This window comes from Photorhabdus noenieputensis (genome assembly GCF_018448935.1).
Classification (GTDB): Bacteria; Pseudomonadota; Gammaproteobacteria; order Enterobacterales; family Enterobacteriaceae; genus Photorhabdus; species Photorhabdus noenieputensis.
Map to the genome: position 1 here is coordinate 78,960 of NZ_RCWC01000004.1, position 18,647 is coordinate 97,606.

At 40.7% G+C, this 18,647-nt stretch carries 19 protein-coding genes; 15 read left to right on the forward strand and 4 right to left on the reverse strand.

Going from position 1 to position 18,647, the window contains the following annotated elements; genetic code table 11:
* Positions 1–5 precede the first annotated feature (5 nt).
* Positions 6–1,199: an efflux RND transporter periplasmic adaptor subunit gene (locus tag EAE91_RS04740; RefSeq protein WP_214087479.1), complete on the reverse strand. Its 1,194-nt coding sequence runs from the start codon at positions 1,197–1,199 to the stop codon at positions 6–8.
* Between the two features lie 129 nt (positions 1,200–1,328).
* Between EAE91_RS04740 and acrR the strand changes: the two genes are divergently transcribed.
* The 4 genes from acrR to EAE91_RS04760 all read left to right on the forward strand — a co-directional run bounded on the left by acrR (position 1,329) and on the right by EAE91_RS04760 (position 4,202).
* Positions 1,329–1,970 carry a multidrug efflux transporter transcriptional repressor AcrR gene (gene acrR, locus EAE91_RS04745; protein WP_214087480.1) on the forward strand — a complete coding sequence of 214 codons (642 nt, stop codon included), beginning with the start codon at positions 1,329–1,331 and terminating at the stop codon, positions 1,968–1,970.
* A 342-nt stretch (positions 1,971–2,312) separates the two neighbouring features.
* Positions 2,313–2,987 (forward strand): energy-coupling factor ABC transporter ATP-binding protein, encoded by a 675-nt coding sequence (locus EAE91_RS04750; protein ID WP_105397720.1) that lies wholly within the window; start codon positions 2,313–2,315, stop codon positions 2,985–2,987.
* Complete coding sequence (locus tag EAE91_RS04755; protein ID WP_214087481.1) at positions 2,984–3,613, forward strand: energy-coupling factor transporter transmembrane component T family protein; 630 nt, start codon at positions 2,984–2,986, stop codon at positions 3,611–3,613. The genes EAE91_RS04750 and EAE91_RS04755 overlap by 4 nt, the downstream gene beginning before the upstream one ends.
* Positions 3,614–3,653: 40 nt before the next feature.
* Positions 3,654–4,202 carry a biotin transporter BioY gene (locus EAE91_RS04760; RefSeq protein WP_214087482.1) on the forward strand — a complete coding sequence of 183 codons (549 nt, stop codon included), beginning with the start codon at positions 3,654–3,656 and terminating at the stop codon, positions 4,200–4,202.
* Between the two features lie 53 nt (positions 4,203–4,255).
* On the opposite strand, the gene EAE91_RS04765 is transcribed toward EAE91_RS04760, so the two are convergent.
* On the reverse strand, positions 4,256–5,020 hold the full coding sequence (locus EAE91_RS04765) for a 2OG-Fe(II)-dependent halogenase WelO5 family protein (RefSeq protein WP_214087483.1): 765 nt from the start codon (positions 5,018–5,020) through the stop codon (positions 4,256–4,258).
* 122 nt (positions 5,021–5,142) lie between these two features.
* Here EAE91_RS04765 and EAE91_RS04770 point away from each other — a divergent pair, with 122 nt between their 5' ends.
* Entirely contained in the window at positions 5,143–5,580 is a 438-nt protein-coding gene (locus tag EAE91_RS04770) for a DUF1284 domain-containing protein (protein ID WP_214087484.1), read from the forward strand.
* 131 nt (positions 5,581–5,711) lie between these two features.
* Here the strand turns inward: EAE91_RS04770 and rsmS are convergent, their stop codons facing one another.
* Together rsmS and priC are read right to left on the reverse strand one after the other, a co-directional pair.
* A complete protein-coding gene (gene rsmS / locus EAE91_RS04775) occupies positions 5,712–5,879 on the reverse strand; it encodes a pleiotropic regulatory protein RsmS (protein ID WP_065389291.1) in 168 nt (55 codons plus the stop codon).
* Between the two features lie 22 nt (positions 5,880–5,901).
* Positions 5,902–6,444, reverse strand: a complete 543-nt coding sequence (gene priC / locus EAE91_RS04780) for a primosomal replication protein PriC (protein WP_214087485.1) — start codon at positions 6,442–6,444, stop codon at positions 5,902–5,904.
* Between the two features lie 143 nt (positions 6,445–6,587).
* Between priC and apt the strand changes: the two genes are divergently transcribed.
* From apt to EAE91_RS04830, 10 genes are all read left to right on the forward strand, one after another.
* Positions 6,588–7,139 carry an adenine phosphoribosyltransferase gene (gene apt, locus EAE91_RS04785; RefSeq protein ID WP_214087486.1) on the forward strand — a complete coding sequence of 184 codons (552 nt, stop codon included), beginning with the start codon at positions 6,588–6,590 and terminating at the stop codon, positions 7,137–7,139.
* 96 nt (positions 7,140–7,235) lie between these two features.
* A complete protein-coding gene (dnaX, locus tag EAE91_RS04790) occupies positions 7,236–9,212 on the forward strand; it encodes a DNA polymerase III subunit gamma/tau (protein ID WP_214087487.1) in 1,977 nt (658 codons plus the stop codon).
* Between the two features lie 57 nt (positions 9,213–9,269).
* The gene (locus EAE91_RS04795) at positions 9,270–9,599 is read left to right on the forward strand and encodes a YbaB/EbfC family nucleoid-associated protein (RefSeq protein WP_049582543.1); all 330 of its coding nucleotides are present in this window, start codon (positions 9,270–9,272) and stop codon (positions 9,597–9,599) included.
* Entirely contained in the window at positions 9,599–10,204 is a 606-nt protein-coding gene (gene recR / locus EAE91_RS04800; RefSeq protein WP_214087488.1) for a recombination mediator RecR, read from the forward strand. The genes EAE91_RS04795 and recR overlap by 1 nt, the downstream gene beginning before the upstream one ends.
* Positions 10,205–10,448: 244 nt before the next feature.
* Entirely contained in the window at positions 10,449–12,341 is a 1,893-nt protein-coding gene (gene htpG / locus EAE91_RS04805) for a molecular chaperone HtpG (protein ID WP_214087588.1), read from the forward strand.
* Between the two features lie 184 nt (positions 12,342–12,525).
* Complete coding sequence (gene adk / locus EAE91_RS04810) at positions 12,526–13,170, forward strand: adenylate kinase (protein ID WP_214087489.1); 645 nt, start codon at positions 12,526–12,528, stop codon at positions 13,168–13,170.
* Between the two features lie 176 nt (positions 13,171–13,346).
* Positions 13,347–14,324: a ferrochelatase gene (hemH, locus tag EAE91_RS04815; protein ID WP_214087490.1), complete on the forward strand. Its 978-nt coding sequence runs from the start codon at positions 13,347–13,349 to the stop codon at positions 14,322–14,324.
* 178 nt (positions 14,325–14,502) lie between these two features.
* A complete protein-coding gene (gene wzz(fepE) / locus EAE91_RS04820; RefSeq protein WP_214087491.1) occupies positions 14,503–15,606 on the forward strand; it encodes an LPS O-antigen length regulator Wzz(fepE) in 1,104 nt (367 codons plus the stop codon).
* A gap of 96 nt (positions 15,607–15,702) precedes the next feature.
* Positions 15,703–17,013, forward strand: coding sequence for an inosine/guanosine kinase (locus EAE91_RS04825; protein WP_214087492.1), 1,311 nt, complete (start codon positions 15,703–15,705; stop codon positions 17,011–17,013).
* A 914-nt stretch (positions 17,014–17,927) separates the two neighbouring features.
* Entirely contained in the window at positions 17,928–18,539 is a 612-nt protein-coding gene (locus tag EAE91_RS04830; protein ID WP_214087493.1) for a LysE family translocator, read from the forward strand.
* Positions 18,540–18,647 lie beyond the last annotated feature (108 nt).

The window sequence follows — 18,647 nt, forward strand, 5'->3', positions numbered from 1 at the left end:
CTAAATTAAGACTTTTTCGCAGGTTCAGCTTGGTTCGCAGCAGATTTTGCATTTAGGTCCACTTCTTCTGCTTTAACCGGTATGCCGGGTTTAATTTTTTGCAAACCAGTAACGATGACCCGATCACCTGCTTTCAGACCGGAAGTTACTAGCCATTTATCACCAATGGCTTGGTTAGCGGTAATAATGCGTGGTTCAACTTTTTCGTCTGCACCAACCACCATGACAGTAGCTTCACCACGAGGTGTACGGGTAACTCCTTGCTGAGGAACTAGTATTGAATTCCGGCGAATACCGTCTTCCAGTTTTGCTCGAACAAACATGCCTGGCAATAACTCTTCATTTGGATTAGGGAATATTGCACGGATAGTGATAGAGCCTGTTGTTTCATCTACAGTAATATCAGAGAATTCCAAGTAGCCTGTTTCACTGTAATTTTTACCATTTTCCATGATTAGGTGAACTTTAGCCTTACTGTCCCCTTTCTGCACAACACCTTTGGCGATTTCACTTTTAAGACGCAGGTAATCATCACTTGACTGAGTGACATCCACATAAATTGGATCTAGTTGTTGAACAGTTGTCAGGGCTGTTGGCTGACCAACAGAAACTAGAGCACCTTCAGTTATAGTAGATTTGCCGGAACGACCACTAATCGGCGCTGTAACTTTGGTATATGCCAAATTGATACGGGCAGTCTCTACAGCCGCTTTTGCTGCCTGTACTATAGCATTCGCTTGAGCATAGTCAGCGCTGGCTTTATCAAATTCCTGTTGACTAACATAGTTTGTACCTAACAGTGACTTATATCGGTTCACTGTCAAGCGTGCGATCTCTGCATTAGCTTGAGCTTTTGCCAAATCGGCTTTAGTACTGTCATAGTCAGCTTGGTAAGTTGCTGGATCTATCTGATACAAAGATGTGCCTGCTTTTACATCGCTACCTTCTTTATAATTTCGTTTTAGAATTATACCACTTACTTGTGGACGAACTTCTGCAATGCGGAAGGCTGACGTTCGGCCTGGAAGTTCTGTCGTGACCATCAGAGGTTCATTTTTCAGCGTCACGATACCGACTTCAGGAGCCTGTTGATTCCCAGCAACTTGCTGAGAGCCTTTGTCGTTACATCCTGAAAGAGCTAAGCTGCCTGAGAATACCAGTACTGTAGCCAGAGGCAAAACTCCCCTGTTTATTCGCATAAGTAAACCTCAATATTTTTAGATGTTGACCCTTCAATCCGTAAAACCATTACTCCATTAATAACAGCATGCTATAATACAAACATACGTGAATGTATGTAAATCCATTTTAGGTTAAAATTAGAGTGTATGGCACGAAAAACTAAACAACAGGCTGAGGAGACCCGGCAACAGATTATAGACGCAGCTATAAAAGAGTTTTCTGAGCGCGGTGTCTCTGCTACTTCACTGACAGATATTGCCACAACGGCCGGCGTAACCCGAGGGGCGATTTACTGGCACTTTAAAAATAAAGTAGACCTGTTTTCCGAAGCTTGTAGAATAACAGATTCTAAGATTGACGAATTAGAAAAAGAGTATCAAGCAAAATATCCTAATAATCCACTCCTGATTTTAAGAACTTTAATCATCCATATCCTGACGTCGGTCATTGATGATCCGAAAAACCGGCTATTAATGGAGATTTTTTTCCACAAATGTGAGTTTGTCGGTGAAATGTCTGCCTTGGTGGAAGTCCGTCAGGAGCTGTGTGTTGCAGACTATGTTCGTATTGAAGAGTCTCTTTCTGATTGTATCGCATCAGGTCAGCTTCCTTATAATCTTCATCTGCGGCGAGCGGCTATCATGTTAAGAGGATTGATAACGGGCTTGTTGGAAAATTGGTTATTTGCACCAGATAGTTTTGATATTCAGAAAGAAGCGGAATCGTTAGTAGATAGTTTTATCGATATGCTTAAATATAGTGGGCATATGAAAATCACTGAAAAATGAAGAACCGGAATAATAGAGGTAAATTCTATTTTGGTAATTGCTAACAATGTGGCTAATGGCAAAAAGTCATTATCTTATGCTCTTTTTTTATCTGTTGTTATATAAGGGATGAGACTGAGAAACTAAGCTGAAAATATGTTTAATATCAGATACTGTTGCCGGTTTTGTCAGGGAAGCGGTCAAAGAAAGGCTATAACCTAAGGCAAATGTTGAAACTGGTTGATAATGCTGAAATCAGTACATTGATTGAATTTTCCCTACGGATTTTGCAGGTAGAGTAGACAAAGTACTAAGTGGGAGTAGTGTTAAGTTGCTGGCTGCAATGTTAAGAGATAACCATCTATGTTGGAAATACGAAATGTGACGCATGCCTATGGCGAGCGAGTGATATTGAAAGAGTTAAATTTGCAGCTTAAGGAAAAACGGATTGCTATCATAGGTAGTAATGGTTGTGGCAAAAGTACATTCGCACGTCTTCTTAATGGATTGTTGGTACCGAAAAGCGGTGATGTTTTGGTGGATGGTCTGAACACCAGAACGGAGGGTAAAGCGATCCGACGTAAGGTTGGTTTTGTATTTCAGAATCCTGACAATCAGATCGTTTTTCCAGTCGTTGAAGAAGATTTGGCCTTTGGAATGAAAAATCTCGGTTTTACCAAGGATAAGATTCGGCAAAGAACACAGGAGGCCCTTTCACGCTATGATTTACTTCAATTTAGGGAGCATCCAGCCCATCTTTTAAGTGGTGGTCAGAAACAACTCCTTGCGATTTCCGGTGTTCTTGTGATGGAGCCCGATTACATTATTTTTGATGAGCCTACAACCTTGCTGGATTTACGAAATAAGCGCCGTGTTGCCGAAGCAATCGATAACCTATCTCAAACTGTGATTGTAGTGTCTCATGACCTTGATTTTTTGGCGGGATTTGATCGTGTTCTGGTTTTTGATGATGGCCGTGTCGTTGTTGATGATATCCCCTCTATTGCTATTCCCGAGTATGTAAGGATGATGTTATGAGCCTATCTGGGTATAACCCTGGTTCATCATTTGTGCATCGAGTTAGCCCTGGGCTCAAAATTATTTCTTTGGTCATTTTGGGAACATTACTTTTCGTTATTCCACGTATCGATCTTTCTGTTGCGGCGTTAGCGGGTATCGTACTTTTATACTTATTAGCCAAAATCTCATTAAAAACGGCTTGGATGCAATTACGGCCGGCGTTATGGATCTTCGCGCTTATTTTTATAGTCCAATTGTTTCTACACCACTGGACCGCAGGTGTACTTGTGGTAGTTCGTCTTGTTTCTCTTTTGTTGCTGGCCTCGCTGGTCACTCTCACTACTCGTTCTTCTGATATGATCGACGCATTGGAAAATGGGCTTGGGTGGCTATACTATTTTGGTATCAATCCTGGAAAAGTGAGCTTGGCTCTATCGCTTGCTTTGCGGTTTATCCCTGTTTTGGCGTCAATTACAGAAGAAGTACGGGAGGCGCAGAAAGCAAGGGGCCTCGAAAAGAGTGTCATTGCAATTGCAGTGCCTGTTATTGTACGAATGCTCAAAATGGCAGACGATATTTCGGCTGCTATTGAAGCTAGGTCCTATGATCCAGAATTTGGCAGAAAGAACTCGGGTAGCAAGTAAAGCAGGGGTTGTGGCTTTTTCGAAAAGAAAGGGGGATTAAATGTCTACCAAAGATATTGTTTATATAGCGCTATTTGCCTCTTTAACCGTAGCACTGGGTTTATTTCCACCACTGACACTTCCTGTTGTGGGTGTTCCGATAACAGCGCAATCAATGGGAGCAATGCTTGCTGGTGCTATTATTGGTGCGAAACGGGGGGGATTAGCATTGTTGCTCTTTTGCGTTCTTGTTGCCGTTGGATTACCGGTAATGGCCGGAGGACGGGGAGGATTGAGTGTATTTCTCAGTCCAAGTGGCGGCTTTATTTTGGCGTGGCCAATTGCCGCTTTTGTTATCGGTTACTTGTATGAGAAAAATCTTGCAAAATTAAATACCTTTAAAGAAGCTGTGTTTCTTGTCTTTGGTGGAATTATGATTGTTTACGTGATTGGTATCCCGTGGATTGCTACATTTGCCAATGTCAGCATTTGGCAAGCAACCATAGGTTCAATCGGATTCATACCGGGGGATATTATCAAAATCGTATTGGTTATTTTGATTGCGAAAACGGTTCGTCGAGCTTATCCCACTCTTGAGCCACGTTCTTAAGTTTTTGTAGCGGAGTGATTGTTCAAATTCCAGATATATCTTACTGAAATACATTACGACCATAAAATCAGCTTCTTCTCATTTAATACACCGATGAAAGAGCCTGTTGCAATTCGATTGCTGCTTGCAGGCAGGATAATATGAGGGTTGCTGGTGTTAAAAACGACGACAGAGCCAACTTGAGGTCGAAAAGTGAAAGATTCGCAATCAACCAATAGAGCACTATCATACGGTTTGTATATTTTATCAACAACAGTGCTCTTGAATGGTTGGTTATAGATCACGGTTTCTCCTCCCTGAGAGGGAGATAAAATATAGAGGTTCCAAGCAAGCTGAGTCGATATATCTCCGACGACTAAATTTCCTTTCGCAAAAGTGGGTGCGTAGTCTACATGTAGATCCGAACCACCGGAGATAATCCGGACGATACCGGCAAAATAGGGGCCAAATCCCGGTTCTTCTGCGACCGAAATGCTGAAATTTGTATCGTGATTGATATATCGAATGAACCGAGCAACTGGATCAAAAGCTTGATTGATAATTTGGATGAGATCTTGCTTGGCTACGCTAACTTGAGAGAAATATTGCTCTTTGGGTCGATTGCGATAATGAGCGAGTGGATTTCCTAAATAAGACCCCGGCCTTCCAAATTCATATGGCTTTGCCTTCATGCTCAGTATTGCAGATGCAAGTTGTTCTGCTTCTTCTTGAGTGGCAAAATTATCTATCATCACTGCTGGAATCTTGTTATCTATGATTGCCTGCAAGCTTTCTGATGATAATTTGACAAGCTCGTTTGATACCCACCGTGACGACATAGTAGTCGACTCCTAGCCGATTTTCTTTATATTAGAAAAATTGATCTATTGATGGTCAGTATTAATCGTATAGCATTGGTTGTATAAAAATGCAACATTTGTTCACGTTTGGGAACGCAACAATGACAATATCTCTGAGAGGTCATCACCTTTTGTGTATTCTTACCTACGCGGGCAACGGATATTCCCCTGATTTTGTTGAAAATTACAATAGGATTATTCCTCGAATTCGGGACGAGGATATTCTGATTGTGGCAGGGCCGGATGACATATGTATTCCTTTGCTTGGAGAAGATAAACCTCATTGCTTTGGCGAGAGTGTTATTGTTCGGGATAGTCGAGCTTTGGAAGCTGTTGGTTCTCTTATGGGCCGATCAATTGAGGTAGGTCATACTCTGAGGCTTGATGAAACCTATTTAAAACGGGCGCGATGGGCTTTTAATCGCGGGATCATAAGAGCCGCTTGTGTAGGCTGTGAATGGGAACCGCTTTGTACTCGAATTGCTGCGGATGATTATTCTTCAACGTTTCTTAAACGAAATAATGGAAAGAGCGAGTGACGATATTAAAGCCGTTTGAAATTTTGCAAAGGCTGATATTGATATGAATGTATGATCACATACTTAAGACAAACGGGAATCTTTTACAGTATCGATCAGGGTATCTCTATTGAGGTATTGAAGTAAGTTGCTCAATACTCCTTCGTTGACGGTGATTGCTTCGCTAATTTTGCTTGATAGTCGTGTTTGACTATTTCCAGTGCGGCGAGTGCGATTTCAGGAGTGATTTCATTGCATTCCAGTAAATAGATCAGATCAACAGCAAGTTGAACCTCGGGTGGTGCATGTTCGACGGACATAAAACATTCCTCATTTGAATCGTTAGTCCATGTTCTCTTGGTATTCGATTGATTTTTCAATACGCATCAGAGATTGACGGCAACGTGCTAGTCTTCCAGCTAATGCCGCGATTTCTTTTTGTATTTTTTGTTGATGACTAAGTGTAGTTTGTTGATTCAATTTTAGCTCTCTATCATTGATCATTGCGAGTAGACGGCGTTCATAATCCTGATGTTCAGCCAGTTTGTGATACAGGTCAGTAGCTTGTTGTTTATATTCAAATCGGCTCTCTTTTTTTCTCAATGACTGGGTGGACAATTCACGTTTTAATGCCTCTATTTGGGCAATTAGGCGTTCAGTTAGAAATACGACCTGTTCGGTTCGGTGATCCTGAACACACTCTTTGAGTTGTTCCATGTTGTGCCTGACTTCTTGTAGATAGCCTCGAAGTTTATCGCTATGTCGGTTAAATAAAGCCTGATCAAACCGGGCAGTAGAGAATGGCGTGTCAGCTAATGGTGCTATCTCTTCCGCCAGTATATCGACCTGTTTTTCGAGTAAATTTAATAACGGCTGCGTATTCATTTATACCCTAAAATGGTTATGTCTTGCGAAGCAGAATTAATCTGGGACGACAAAAAGTAGGCTGATGCGTGTTCATCAGTTGCTTTTTTCTATCAGTTTACATAGATTTTAGAACCTTCGTGTTCTACCCATTGGCACCGATTATGACCGCAAACGCGCAGCAACTGCAATTTATTAAAGACAGCATTGAAACGATTCCTGATTATCCAAAACCGGGGATTCTTTTTCGTGATATTACCACTTTATTGGATAACCCTCTTGCCTACCAAGCAACAATTGATCTTCTGGTAGAGCGATATCAGGACACAGGAATTACAAAAGTTGTTGGCACGGAAGCTCGCGGTTTTCTGTTTGGTGCCCCGGTTGCGTTACGTCTTGGTGTTGGTTTTGTTCCTGTTCGTAAAGCGGGCAAACTACCTCGGGAAACATTGCGTGAAACGTACAATCTAGAGTATGGCACTGATACGTTGGAAATGCATAAGGATAGCGTAAAAGAAAACGATAAAGTGTTGGTTATTGATGATTTGTTGGCAACGGGAGGGACGGTTGAAGCCACTGTCCGTTTAATCCGTCGCTTAGGTGGTGAAGTTTTTGAAGCGGCCTTTATTATTGGTTTGCTTGGTTTGGGCGGTGCTGAGCGTCTGCAAAGACAAGGTGTAAGTAGTTTTACGTTACTTGAATTCCCAGATCATTAATCTACTTATTTTCGTATTACTAACATATCGGCCTCGCTGTCTATAGTGAGGCTGTGTTAGCATGGTGCTCAACTGTATTCGATTTTCCCGGTATCAATGAGCTATCAGGTACTTGCCCGTAAGTGGCGTCCACAAATATTTTCTGATGTAATTGGTCAGGAATATATCTTGACTGCGTTAGCTAATGGCCTTGCCCACGGTCGGCTTCATCACGCCTATTTATTTTCTGGCACGAGAGGTGTCGGGAAAACAACGATCGCCCGTTTGTTTGCCAAGGGGCTAAATTGTGAAACGGGTATTACTGATAAGCCTTGTGGTAAATGTGTTAATTGCCTTGAAATTGAACAGGGGCGATTTGTCGATTTAATTGAAATTGATGCGGCTTCCCGTACCAAAGTTGAAGATACGCGTGAATTACTAGATAACGTGCAATATGCTCCGGCTCGTGGGCGTTTTAAAGTCTACCTGATCGATGAAGTGCATATGCTTTCCCGCCACAGTTTCAATGCATTATTGAAAACGTTGGAAGAGCCGCCTGAGCATGTGAAATTTCTACTAGCAACGACTGATCCGCAAAAATTGCCAGTGACCATTCTTTCCCGTTGCTTGCAGTTTCATCTCAAATCGCTGGATATTGATCAAATAAGCGCTCAGCTTGAGCGTATTCTTAAAGCTGAACATATAGAGAGTGACAGTCGTGCTCGTCAGCTATTGGCTCGTGCTGCTGATGGCAGCATGCGTGATGCTTTGAGTCTGACAGATCAGGCTATTGCTATCGGGCAGGGCCAGGTAACAGCCGAAATAGTTAGCTTGATGCTAGGAACGTTAGATGATGAACAGCCGTTATCAATTATTGAAGCATTGATTCGAGCTGACGGTCAGCAGGTTATGGCGTTGGTGGAACAAGTTGCTTCGCGGGGGGCGGATTGGGAAGATTTATTGGTAGAGATTCTTTCATTGCTGCATCGTATTGCAATGCTTCAACTGTTACCTTCTCAACCGGAAATCACTTCCTCATCAATTGAAGGCCGTTTGCGCATATTGGCAAAAGCTATTTCACCGGAAGATGTACAACTTTATTATCAAACTTTGCTGATTGGTCGTAGGGACTTGCCGTATGCACCGGAGCGCAGGATGGGGGTTGAAATGGCTCTGTTCAGAGCTTTGGCATTTCATCCAAAAAAAGTTATTGAGGAGGTTGCAGCACCGGTGGTAAATCCTGCGGTTATACCATCAGTTACAACGCAGCCGAAACATAGTGATCAGGGGGATGCGCCACCTGCTAATTATATTAATGAACCGGCACAATTAGATCGAAGTTCTCCGTCGGAACCTCAGATACCTCAGGCGCTTGCATCAAGCCCAACCGCGCAGTTGCTGAAAGCAAGGAATGTGTTATCCCGACAGCAAGAGCAAACGCCAATAAAAAAGCCTGAATCGGCTACGCCTGTTAAGATGAAGTCAGCAATTTCGGCATTGGAACGGATTGCCGCAGTGTCAGGACAGCGGCCTCAGTCATCAATAGATAAAAAACAGGAAAACAGACCTGAGAAAAAAGAAGCTTACCGTTGGCGCGCCAAGAATATTGAGGAGAAAACAGAAACTCATGTGGCTACACCAAAGGCTTTAAGAACAGCTTTGGAACATGAGAAAACACCAGAGCTGGTAGAGAAATTAGCGGAAGAATCTAAACAGAGAGATGCATGGGCCGCAGAAGTTGGTAAACTTAAAATTCCTAAACTGGTGCAACAATTGGCATTAAATGCGTTCAAAGAGCAGGTTAGTGCAAATAATATCCGTTTACACCTACGTTCGAGCCAGCGTCACCTTAATTCCGCTTTCGCACAGAAGTCATTAGCGGCGGCTTTGAGCGAGTTGTACGGCGCAACGGTTGAATTCAGCATTATTGAAGATGATAATCCTGCGGAGAAAACTCCGCTGGAGTGGCGACAAGCCATTTATGAAGAGAAATTGGCACAAGCTCGCCAATCAATTATTGCGGATAAAACTATTCAAACAATGCAGCAGGTATTTGATGCTGAATTGGATGAAGAGAGTATCCGACCGATTTAACCATGCTGCAATCTGTACCTTAGTTGTACGATGTAGCCATAGCGAAGAGAGAAATCTATGTTTGGTAAAGGTGGTTTGGGCAATTTGATGAAACAGGCCCAGCAAATGCAGGACAAAATGCAGAAAATGCAAGAAGAGATCGCTAATCTGGAAGTGACGGGTGAATCGGGTGCGGGTCTGGTTAAAGTGACTATCAATGGTGCTCATAATTGCCGTCGTGTTGAGATCGATCCAAGCCTGATGGAAGATGACAAAGAGATGCTGGAAGACCTGATTGCTGCTGCATTCAATGACGCAGCTCGTCGTATTGAAGAGACTCAGAAAGAGAAAATGGCAGGTATTTCCAGTGGGATGCAACTGCCACCAGGCTTTAAGATGCCATTCTGATGCAAACCAGTCCTCTCCTTGAATCCTTGATGGAAGCATTACGCTGTTTACCAGGGGTTGGCCCTAAATCTGCACAGCGGATGGCTTTTCATCTGCTCCAGCGTGATCGCAGTGGTGGAATGCGTTTGGCTCAGGCATTGACCAGAGCGATGTCGGAAATTGGACACTGCAAATATTGTCGGACTTTTACTGAACAGGAACAGTGCACGATTTGTGCTAATCCACGCCGTCAACAAAATGGTCAAATCTGTGTGGTTGAAAGCCCTGCGGATATTCATGCTATTGAACAAACTGGGCAGTTTGCCGGGCGTTATTTTGTATTGATGGGGCATTTATCCCCATTAGATGGTATTGGTCCAATGGATATTGGCTTAGATCATCTTGAGGATCGTCTCGCCACTGAAGAGATTTCAGAGGTGATTTTGGCGACTAATCCGACAGTGGAGGGAGAGGCCACTGCCAATTATATCGCAGAGATATGTGTTCAATACGGTGTGACAGCAAGTCGTATTGCTCATGGCGTACCAGTTGGTGGTGAACTTGAGATGGTGGATGGTACAACACTGTCTCATTCAATTGCCGGGCGGCAGAAGATTACTTATTAATTTTCTGTTAGTGCCTTACAGTTTTGACCGAATAGTGTTGTAGCCTTTTAGAGTAAATCATAAAGGTTTTGAGGCGCTACATTTATGTGGCGCATGCCTTTCAGTTCATTTTGCTGTGATCAAAAGTGACTTCATGATTCTTTTGGATAATCAAACTTGAAATTCAACTTATTTATCCCCATCTGCATATCATCGTCTGATTTTGTCTGTCTGAACTGGATTTAGATTGAGGTAATAAATGAGTATGAAAGGTCAGGAAACCCGTGGATTTCAGTCTGAAGTAAAACAACTTCTGCAATTAATGATCCATTCACTCTATTCCAATAAAGAGATTTTCCTTCGTGAACTAATCTCAAACGCTTCCGATGCTGCTGACAAATTACGTTTCCGCGCATTATCCGCTCCAAAACTTTATGAAAATGATGGTGAACTGCGCGTTCGCCTCTCTTTTGATAAAGAAAATAGAAGCATCACAATTAGTGATAATGGCATTGGTATGACTCGTGATGAAGTCATCGATAATCTTGGAACAATCGCTAAATCAGGAACAAAAGCTTTTCTGGAATCTATTGGTTCAGATCAGGCTAAAGACAGCCAGTTAATTGGTCAGTTTGGTGTTGGGTTTTACTCTGCATTTATTGTGTCTGATAAAGTCACTGTACGTACTCGTGCCGCTGGTGCTTCAATTGATCAGGGCGTATTCTGGGAATCTGCCGGAGAAGGCGATTACACGGTTGCTGATATTGAAAAAGAGACGCGTGGTACAGAGATCACCCTTCATTTACGTGAAGGAGAAGATGAATTCCTGAATGACTGGCGTTTGCGTTCTGTTATCAGTAAATACTCTGACCATATTGCTTTGCCGGTTGAAATTGAAACCAAAAATAAGAGCGAAGAAGAGGGTGAAGAGGATACGGTAACTTGGGAGAAGATTAATAAAGCTCAAGCTTTGTGGACTCGTGGTAAATCTGAAATTACAGATGAAGAGTACAAAGAGTTCTACAAACATATTTCTCATGATTTTTCTGATCCGTTGATCTGGAGCCATAACCGCGTAGAAGGTAAACAGGAATATACTAGCATGCTCTATATTCCATCTCAGGCTCCGTGGGATATGTGGAACCGTGAGCATAAGCACGGGCTGAAATTGTATGTCCAGCGTGTGTTTATTATGGATGATGCGGAACAGTTTATGCCGAACTATTTACGCTTTGTCCGTGGCCTGATTGACTCCAACGACTTGCCGCTGAACGTTTCCCGTGAAATTTTACAAGATAATTCGATTACCCGTAATTTACGTAATGCATTGACCAAACGTGCATTACAGATGCTGGATAAACTGGCGAAAGATGATGCAGAAAAATACCAGCAATTCTGGCAACAGTTTGGTCTGGTAATGAAAGAAGGCCCGGCAGAGGATAGTACTAACAAAGAAGCTATCGCTAAATTGCTACGTTTTGCTTCTACTCATGATGATAGCTCGGCACAAACAGTTTCTTTGGAAGAGTATGTTAGTAGGATGACTGAAGGTCAGGATAAGATCTACTACATCACCGCAGACAGTTATGCTGCCGCGAAAAACAGTCCTCATTTGGAGCTGTTCCGTAAGAAAGGTATTGAGGTTTTGTTGCTGTCAGAACGCATTGACGAATGGATGATGGGATACCTCACTGATTTTGACGGTAAAAAATTCCAGTCAGTCAGTAAAGCCGATGAATCTCTGGATAAACTGGCAGATGAAAACAAAGCCGAGCAAGAAGAAATTGAAAAGCAGTTGGAGCCGTTTGTTGAGCGGGTGAAAACACTGCTAGGTGATCGAGTAAAAGAGGTTAAATTGACTCACCGTCTGACTGATACTCCAGCAATTGTGACAACAAATGCGGATGAAATGAGTACGCAGATGGCGAAATTGTTTGCTGCGGCGGGTCAACAGGTGCCGGACGTTAAGTACAATTTTGAACTGAATCCTGATCATCAGTTGGTAAAACTGGCTGCTGATATCAGTGATGAAGCTAAATTCGCGGATTGGATTGAACTGTTGCTTGATCAGGCATTGTTTGCTGAGCGTGGCACATTAGAAGACCCAAATCAGTTTATTCGCCGTATGAATCAGTTGCTATTGTCTGAAAAAGCTTGATTTAACTATATTTCTTGATAACGATTGTAAACCACGCCTCTAATAATAAGATGGGGCGTGGTTTATTTTTACAGAAAAATATCACGAAATCGTTTACCTGTTTCCTTGAGCGAACCCCATGCTAAATGGTATGGTGATTCGTTTTCTTAAAATATAAAAACTAACTAGCAAGGGGATTTACGCAATGCGTATTATTCTGCTGGGCGCTCCGGGCGCCGGTAAAGGGACTCAGGCGCAATTTATCGTGGAGAAATATGGGGTCCCTCAAATTTCTACTGGCGATATGTTGCGTACTGCGGTTAAGGCTGGCACAGAATTGGGTTTAAAAGCGAAAGCGCTGATGGATCATGGTAAGCTGGTTACTGATGAACTGGTTATTGCTTTGGTCAAAGAGCGCATCAAACAAGATGACTGCCGCAATGGTTTCTTGTTGGATGGGTTCCCCCGTACGATTCCCCAGGCTGATGCAATGAAAGAAGCGGGGATTAATGTTGATTATGTCCTGGAATTCGATGTTCCCGATGAACTGATTATTGAACGTATCATTGGGCGCCGTATACATGCGCCATCTGGCCGTGTTTATCACATCAAATTTAATCCGCCGACAGTGGAAAACAAGGATGATGTTACGGGTGAAGAGTTGACCATCCGTAAAGACGATCACGAAGATATCGTGCGTAAACGTTTAGTTGAATACCATCAACAGACAGCACCTTTAGTATCCTACTATCAAAAAGAAGCAGAGGCAGATTATACTAAATATTTTAGAATTGATGGTACTCGTAAGGTATCTGAGATTAGTGAAGAATTATCTAAAATTTTGGATTAATCAACCTGAATGATTCTTGGAAGGCGACTAATAAGTCGCCTTATCTTATATTATTTATTTACTGTATCAGGTAAATTGGTCGGTTTTTCCTCATTGTTTTCGTATATAAACATGATTTTCATCTGTACTTTATTATGCTAGGGTTTTCACCAGCGAAACAATTAAGGATCGACATAATGAACAGCGGTAAATATGGTGTTTTATTAGTTAATCTTGGTACTCCTGATAAGCCAACAACTGCGGCTATAAGACGTTATTTAGCCGAGTTTCTGAGCGATAAAAGAGTCGTAGACTTATCTCGATTTATCTGGAAGCCAATATTATATGGATTTGTTTTGCCTTTACGTTCTTCACGTGTAGCAAAGTTATATCAGAAAATTTGGACTGATGAAGGTTCTCCTCTGTTAGTATATGGCCGTCGGCAACAAAAATTACTGGCAGAAAAACTTGCTGACATCCCTGTTGAACTGGGAATGAATTACGGCTCTCCATCTCTTGAACAAGCGATTGACAACTTACTTAAGCAGAATGTTGAACAATTGATTGTTTTGCCGCTTTATCCTCAATATTCCAGCTCCTCATCTGCGGCGGTATTTGATGGTATCAGTCGGGTATTGCAAAAATATCGCACTATTCCTGGGATTCACTTTATTCGTAATTATGCTGATCATCCGGCTTATATTTCTGCACTGAAAGAGACTATTGAGCAGAGTTTCGATAAGCATGGTCAACCAGACAGATTATTGCTTTCCTACCACGGCATTCCGCAGCGTTTTGTTGATACGGGTGATATTTATGCTGAGCAGTGTAAATTAACAACACGCCTGCTAAAGCAAGCAATTAATTATCCGGCGGAGCAGGTAATGACCGCTTATCAGTCACGTTTTGGTCGTGAACAATGGTTGACGCCATACATGGATCAAACAGTAAAATCCCTGCCTAATCAGGGAATAAAACATATTCAGGTGATTTGCCCCGGATTTTCATCTGATTGTCTGGAAACTTTGGAAGAGATAAAACAGCTAAATAAAGAGATATTTCTTAATGCTGGTGGGGAAAAATTTGAATATATTCCGGCGCTTAACGACAATACTAGTCATATTTTACTCCTTGAAGCGTTGGTCAATGGGTTTGTCAGAAACAGAAATAAATAGTGATAGGATTAATCTATCATTAGGGTTCACTGGCTTTTTAGGGTATATTGCTACATGGATGCTAGCTTGGTGGAAATGCCATACTTATTTCAGAGTAAATGTGAATTAACCTATAGGCTAGTGGGATGATGTTTTGTATGTCAATTAGTAACAGCATATTTGAACTTGGATATAAATAATGAGTAATAAACCGATTAAAAGCACTAATTTCAGTGAAGAATATTTTAATTATTACAATTCAAAACAAGATGATGAAATTGATTTGTTTGAGTTATTCTCTGTTTTATTTCAATCAAAGTTATTGATTATTGCTGTTACTATTCTTTTTGCTGTTATTGGCTTTGCAGCAGCATCTTTGATGCCACAAAAGTGGAGCAGTTCCGCTTCTATTGTTAAACCTCAACTTGAGGAGATACAACCCCTTAAAGATCTCCTGACTAAGTTCGAGGTTTTAAGTTTACAACCATCAATAACTTCATCGTCACTGTATAATAGTTTTTTAAATAATTTTAATTCACGGGTTTTACGTGAAGAATATTTGGTTAAAACGGAATATTTTAAAAATCTGGTAGCTAAATCAGGTGATGATTCATCACTTACAGAAAGAAAACTTATTGAAAAGATTGTGAATGATAATATTTCATCTTCTTCAAAAGCGGAAAAAGAGGATGAAAATGGTGAAACTAAATTGACTTTCAGTGCTGAAACCGCAGAAGATGCATATAATCTGTTAAATGGCTATATTGGCTATGCGTCGTCTGTTGTCCATGAACAGGTGAAGAGTGAATTAAGTGATATGGTAAAACAAAAGCTTGCTTACTCTGAAGGTTTGTATAGCGTTGATTTAAACCGTGTGAATAATATACAGGAAGCTAATATTGAGCGATTGAAACATGCATTATCTATCGCTAATTCGGCAGGGATTAAAAAGCCTATTTCCAGTGAAGGAGCAATGATCAAAGACGATCCAGATTATTCCATTGCTTTGGGTGCTGATGCATTACAACGTAAGTTGCAAATTACAGAGGAGATAAAAGATCCCACCTTGATTGATGCTGACTTACGTAACCGTTTGTTTTATATCGAAGCGCTAAAAGCACTTAAAGTAGATAAAGTTAACTTCCAGCCATTTAAATATATGCAGGCTCCTTATGAGCCGACAGCGAAAGATTCACCAAAGCGTCTACTTATCTTAATAGGCAGTGCTTTCGTTGGGTTGATCTTGGCTGTGGTGTTTGTTCTGATTCGTCATATGGTACGTAGTCGTCAGAAAGTGGCTTAGTTTTCTTGGCAGTAAATGTCGTGGTGACATTTGCTGCCTGTCAGTTTTTATTGTGCTAATATGCTGCATCTTTTGGCGTCATAGCATCAATCAAAAATGAAATTCCCTGGTAAACGTAAATCAAAACACTATTTTCCCGTCAGTCTGCGTGATCCTTTACTCCATCCAATTAAAGAGATGATGGATGGTGAAAATAACCGAGCTTATATCGTTGGTATCGATCAGACATTAGTGGATATTGAAGCGAAAGTAGATGAAGATTTTATACAGCGCTATAACCTCAGCCAAGGGCATTCATTAGTTATTGAAGATGATGTGGCTGAAACTCTGTATAAAGAACTTACTGATAATAATCTTATTAGCCACGAATTTGCTGGCGGCACTATTGGTAATACTTTACATAATTACTCGGTTCTTGCCGATGATCGTTCCGTCTTACTGGGTACTATGTGTAGTAATATTCAGATTGGCAGCTATGCTTACCGCTACTTATGTAACACATCTAGCCGTACTGATCTGAATTACTTACAAGGTGTTAACGGGGCAATTGGCCGCTGCTTTACGCTAGTAACGGAAAATGGTGAGCGCACTTTTGCCATCAACCCTGGGCAAATGAATCAACTTAAACCAGAAAGTATTCCTGAGAAGATTATTGCTGAAGCTTCTGCTTTGGTATTGACCGCTTACTTGATTCGTTGTAAACCGGGAGAACCAATGCCAGAAGCAACCATGAAAGCTATCGAATATGCGAAAAAGCATAGTGTACCTGTAGTCCTGACGTTGGGGACAAAATATGTTATTGCTGATGATCCACAATGGTGGCGTGATTTTCTAGTTGAGAATATTTCTGTTCTGGCCATGAATGAAGATGAAGCTTATGAGCTTACTGGTTTCAGTGATCCGCTATTAGCTGCGGATATGGCACTGGATTGGGTCGATTTAGTTTTGTGTACCGCTGGTCCGGCTGGATTATATATGGCAGGTTATACGGAAAAAGATTATATGCGTCAGACAACCCATCCATTGTTACCGGGGGCTATTGCTGAATTTAACCGTTATGAATTCAGCCGCGCTATGCGTAAATCTGATTGCCAAATCCCAATGAAAGTTTATTCCCATATTGAACCTTATATGGGGGGACCAGAAAAAATCATGAATACCAATGGTGCTGGTGATGGCGCTTTATCTGCTTTATTACATGATATAACGGCCAACAATCACCATAGAATGAGTGTGCCTAATTCCAGTAAACATATCCGTACTTATCTGACATATTCATCACTTGCTCAAGTGTGTAAATATGCCAACAGAGTTAGCTATCAGGTATTGAGTCAGCACTCACCACGATTAAGCCGTGGTTTGCCTGAAAAGGAAGATAGTTTGGAAGAATCTTACTGGGAACGATAATTATAAAATTTTGGCACCGTATAAATTAATACGGTGCTTGAAATTTAGGTATATACCCGTCATCTTTCAAGTTGCCTCTTTGTTGGCTGCACTCACTCACCTCGGTCACATAGTTATCTATGCTCCCGGGGATTCACTCCCTTGCCGTCGCGATCCATCTTGAAATCCATATGATGGCACATTGCTAATATAGATAGATGATGTCAAAGTCACCAACACGTCCTTCATCGATTTAATTATTTCTCTAATTTTTTTATTTATTTTAGGGGGAGAAAATAAAGGATAAATTTGAACTAAAATCACAGTTTTTAAAAACATTGGAACTGATTTTTCAATTGTTGATTCTACTAATTATAATCAAGATGATTGGCTAGAAAATATTTCTTTATTAATAATATGTTGAAATGATATTGGCTGTGTATTGAAATGATATTCTTTATATATTAAAAAATATTGACTATATATAGAAATGATATTAGTTATATATGGATTGGAGCTGCTATATTTTAGGAATATTCCCCAATCTGATACAGAATTTCATATTTTTGTATAGTATTGATATGTAGATTAGTATTTTATGATACTAATTTAGATAACGAAACTTTGGCGATAATTGATAACTCGGAAGGATCATTTAGCGAAATATTTCTTGTTTTCTGTAATGATTTTATCTTGTTGACTATATTAGGAAATATTTTTTGTATCTTTTATTACTGAATTAGAGTTATTGAAATTACTAACATTGAGAGAAAAGACGAAGCTAATAGCTATCAAGTGAAAGTAATGGTATTTAATGACCATAACTTATTATTATCAATTTAAAGAGATGGAGGGCATGATGAAATTTTTTACTAAAAATTTCCTATTATATTTCAAATAATTAATGATTATGCATAACAGCCATTGAGGATACTATGAATAGTTACTACGATTATATAAGAATTGCCAGTATGGTGAGTATGGTCTTAATTATGCCAGGACCAACAAATACTCTTTTGGTATCATCTGGATATTCACACGGTTTTATTAGTACACTCAGGCTGATATTAGCTGAGGCACTGGGTTATATAACAGCAATTAGTTTGTGGGGGTTATTTTTATCTACTGTCTCTCATGCTTTCGTATGGTCACTGGTCACTTTAAAGATGTGTGCTTCGACATACATTGCTTATTTGGCTTTTAAAGTTTGGCATTTCTCATTAAACAAGAATGCGGTGAAAATTCATTTTATCACGGTATTATTTGCCACGTTGCTGAATCCTAAGGCTTTTGTGTTTACTACATATATATTTCCTCTTACTGCATTTACTTTGTGGTCAGAATACATTCCATGCATGGCGGTTTTTGTTTGCGCGTTATTGCCTGTTTCTTTAATTTGGGTGGGGGTTGGGAAAATGCTATATGCAGGAAAGATGGGAAAAGGGAGTTTAAAACCTGATTTGTTTTATCGTCTTGCTTCTTTAGTGTTATGTGTTTTCTCTGTTTCAATGTTTTACACGTCAATGAAAGGGGTTTTATATCTTTGACGTGATGAAATGTTTGATATTACGACTTTCCGATTGATTTTTGCTGTACAGAATTGAGTAGATCGATACTGTTAACTGAAAGCTTTGTTTCCTCTGAGCCGTTCTTAT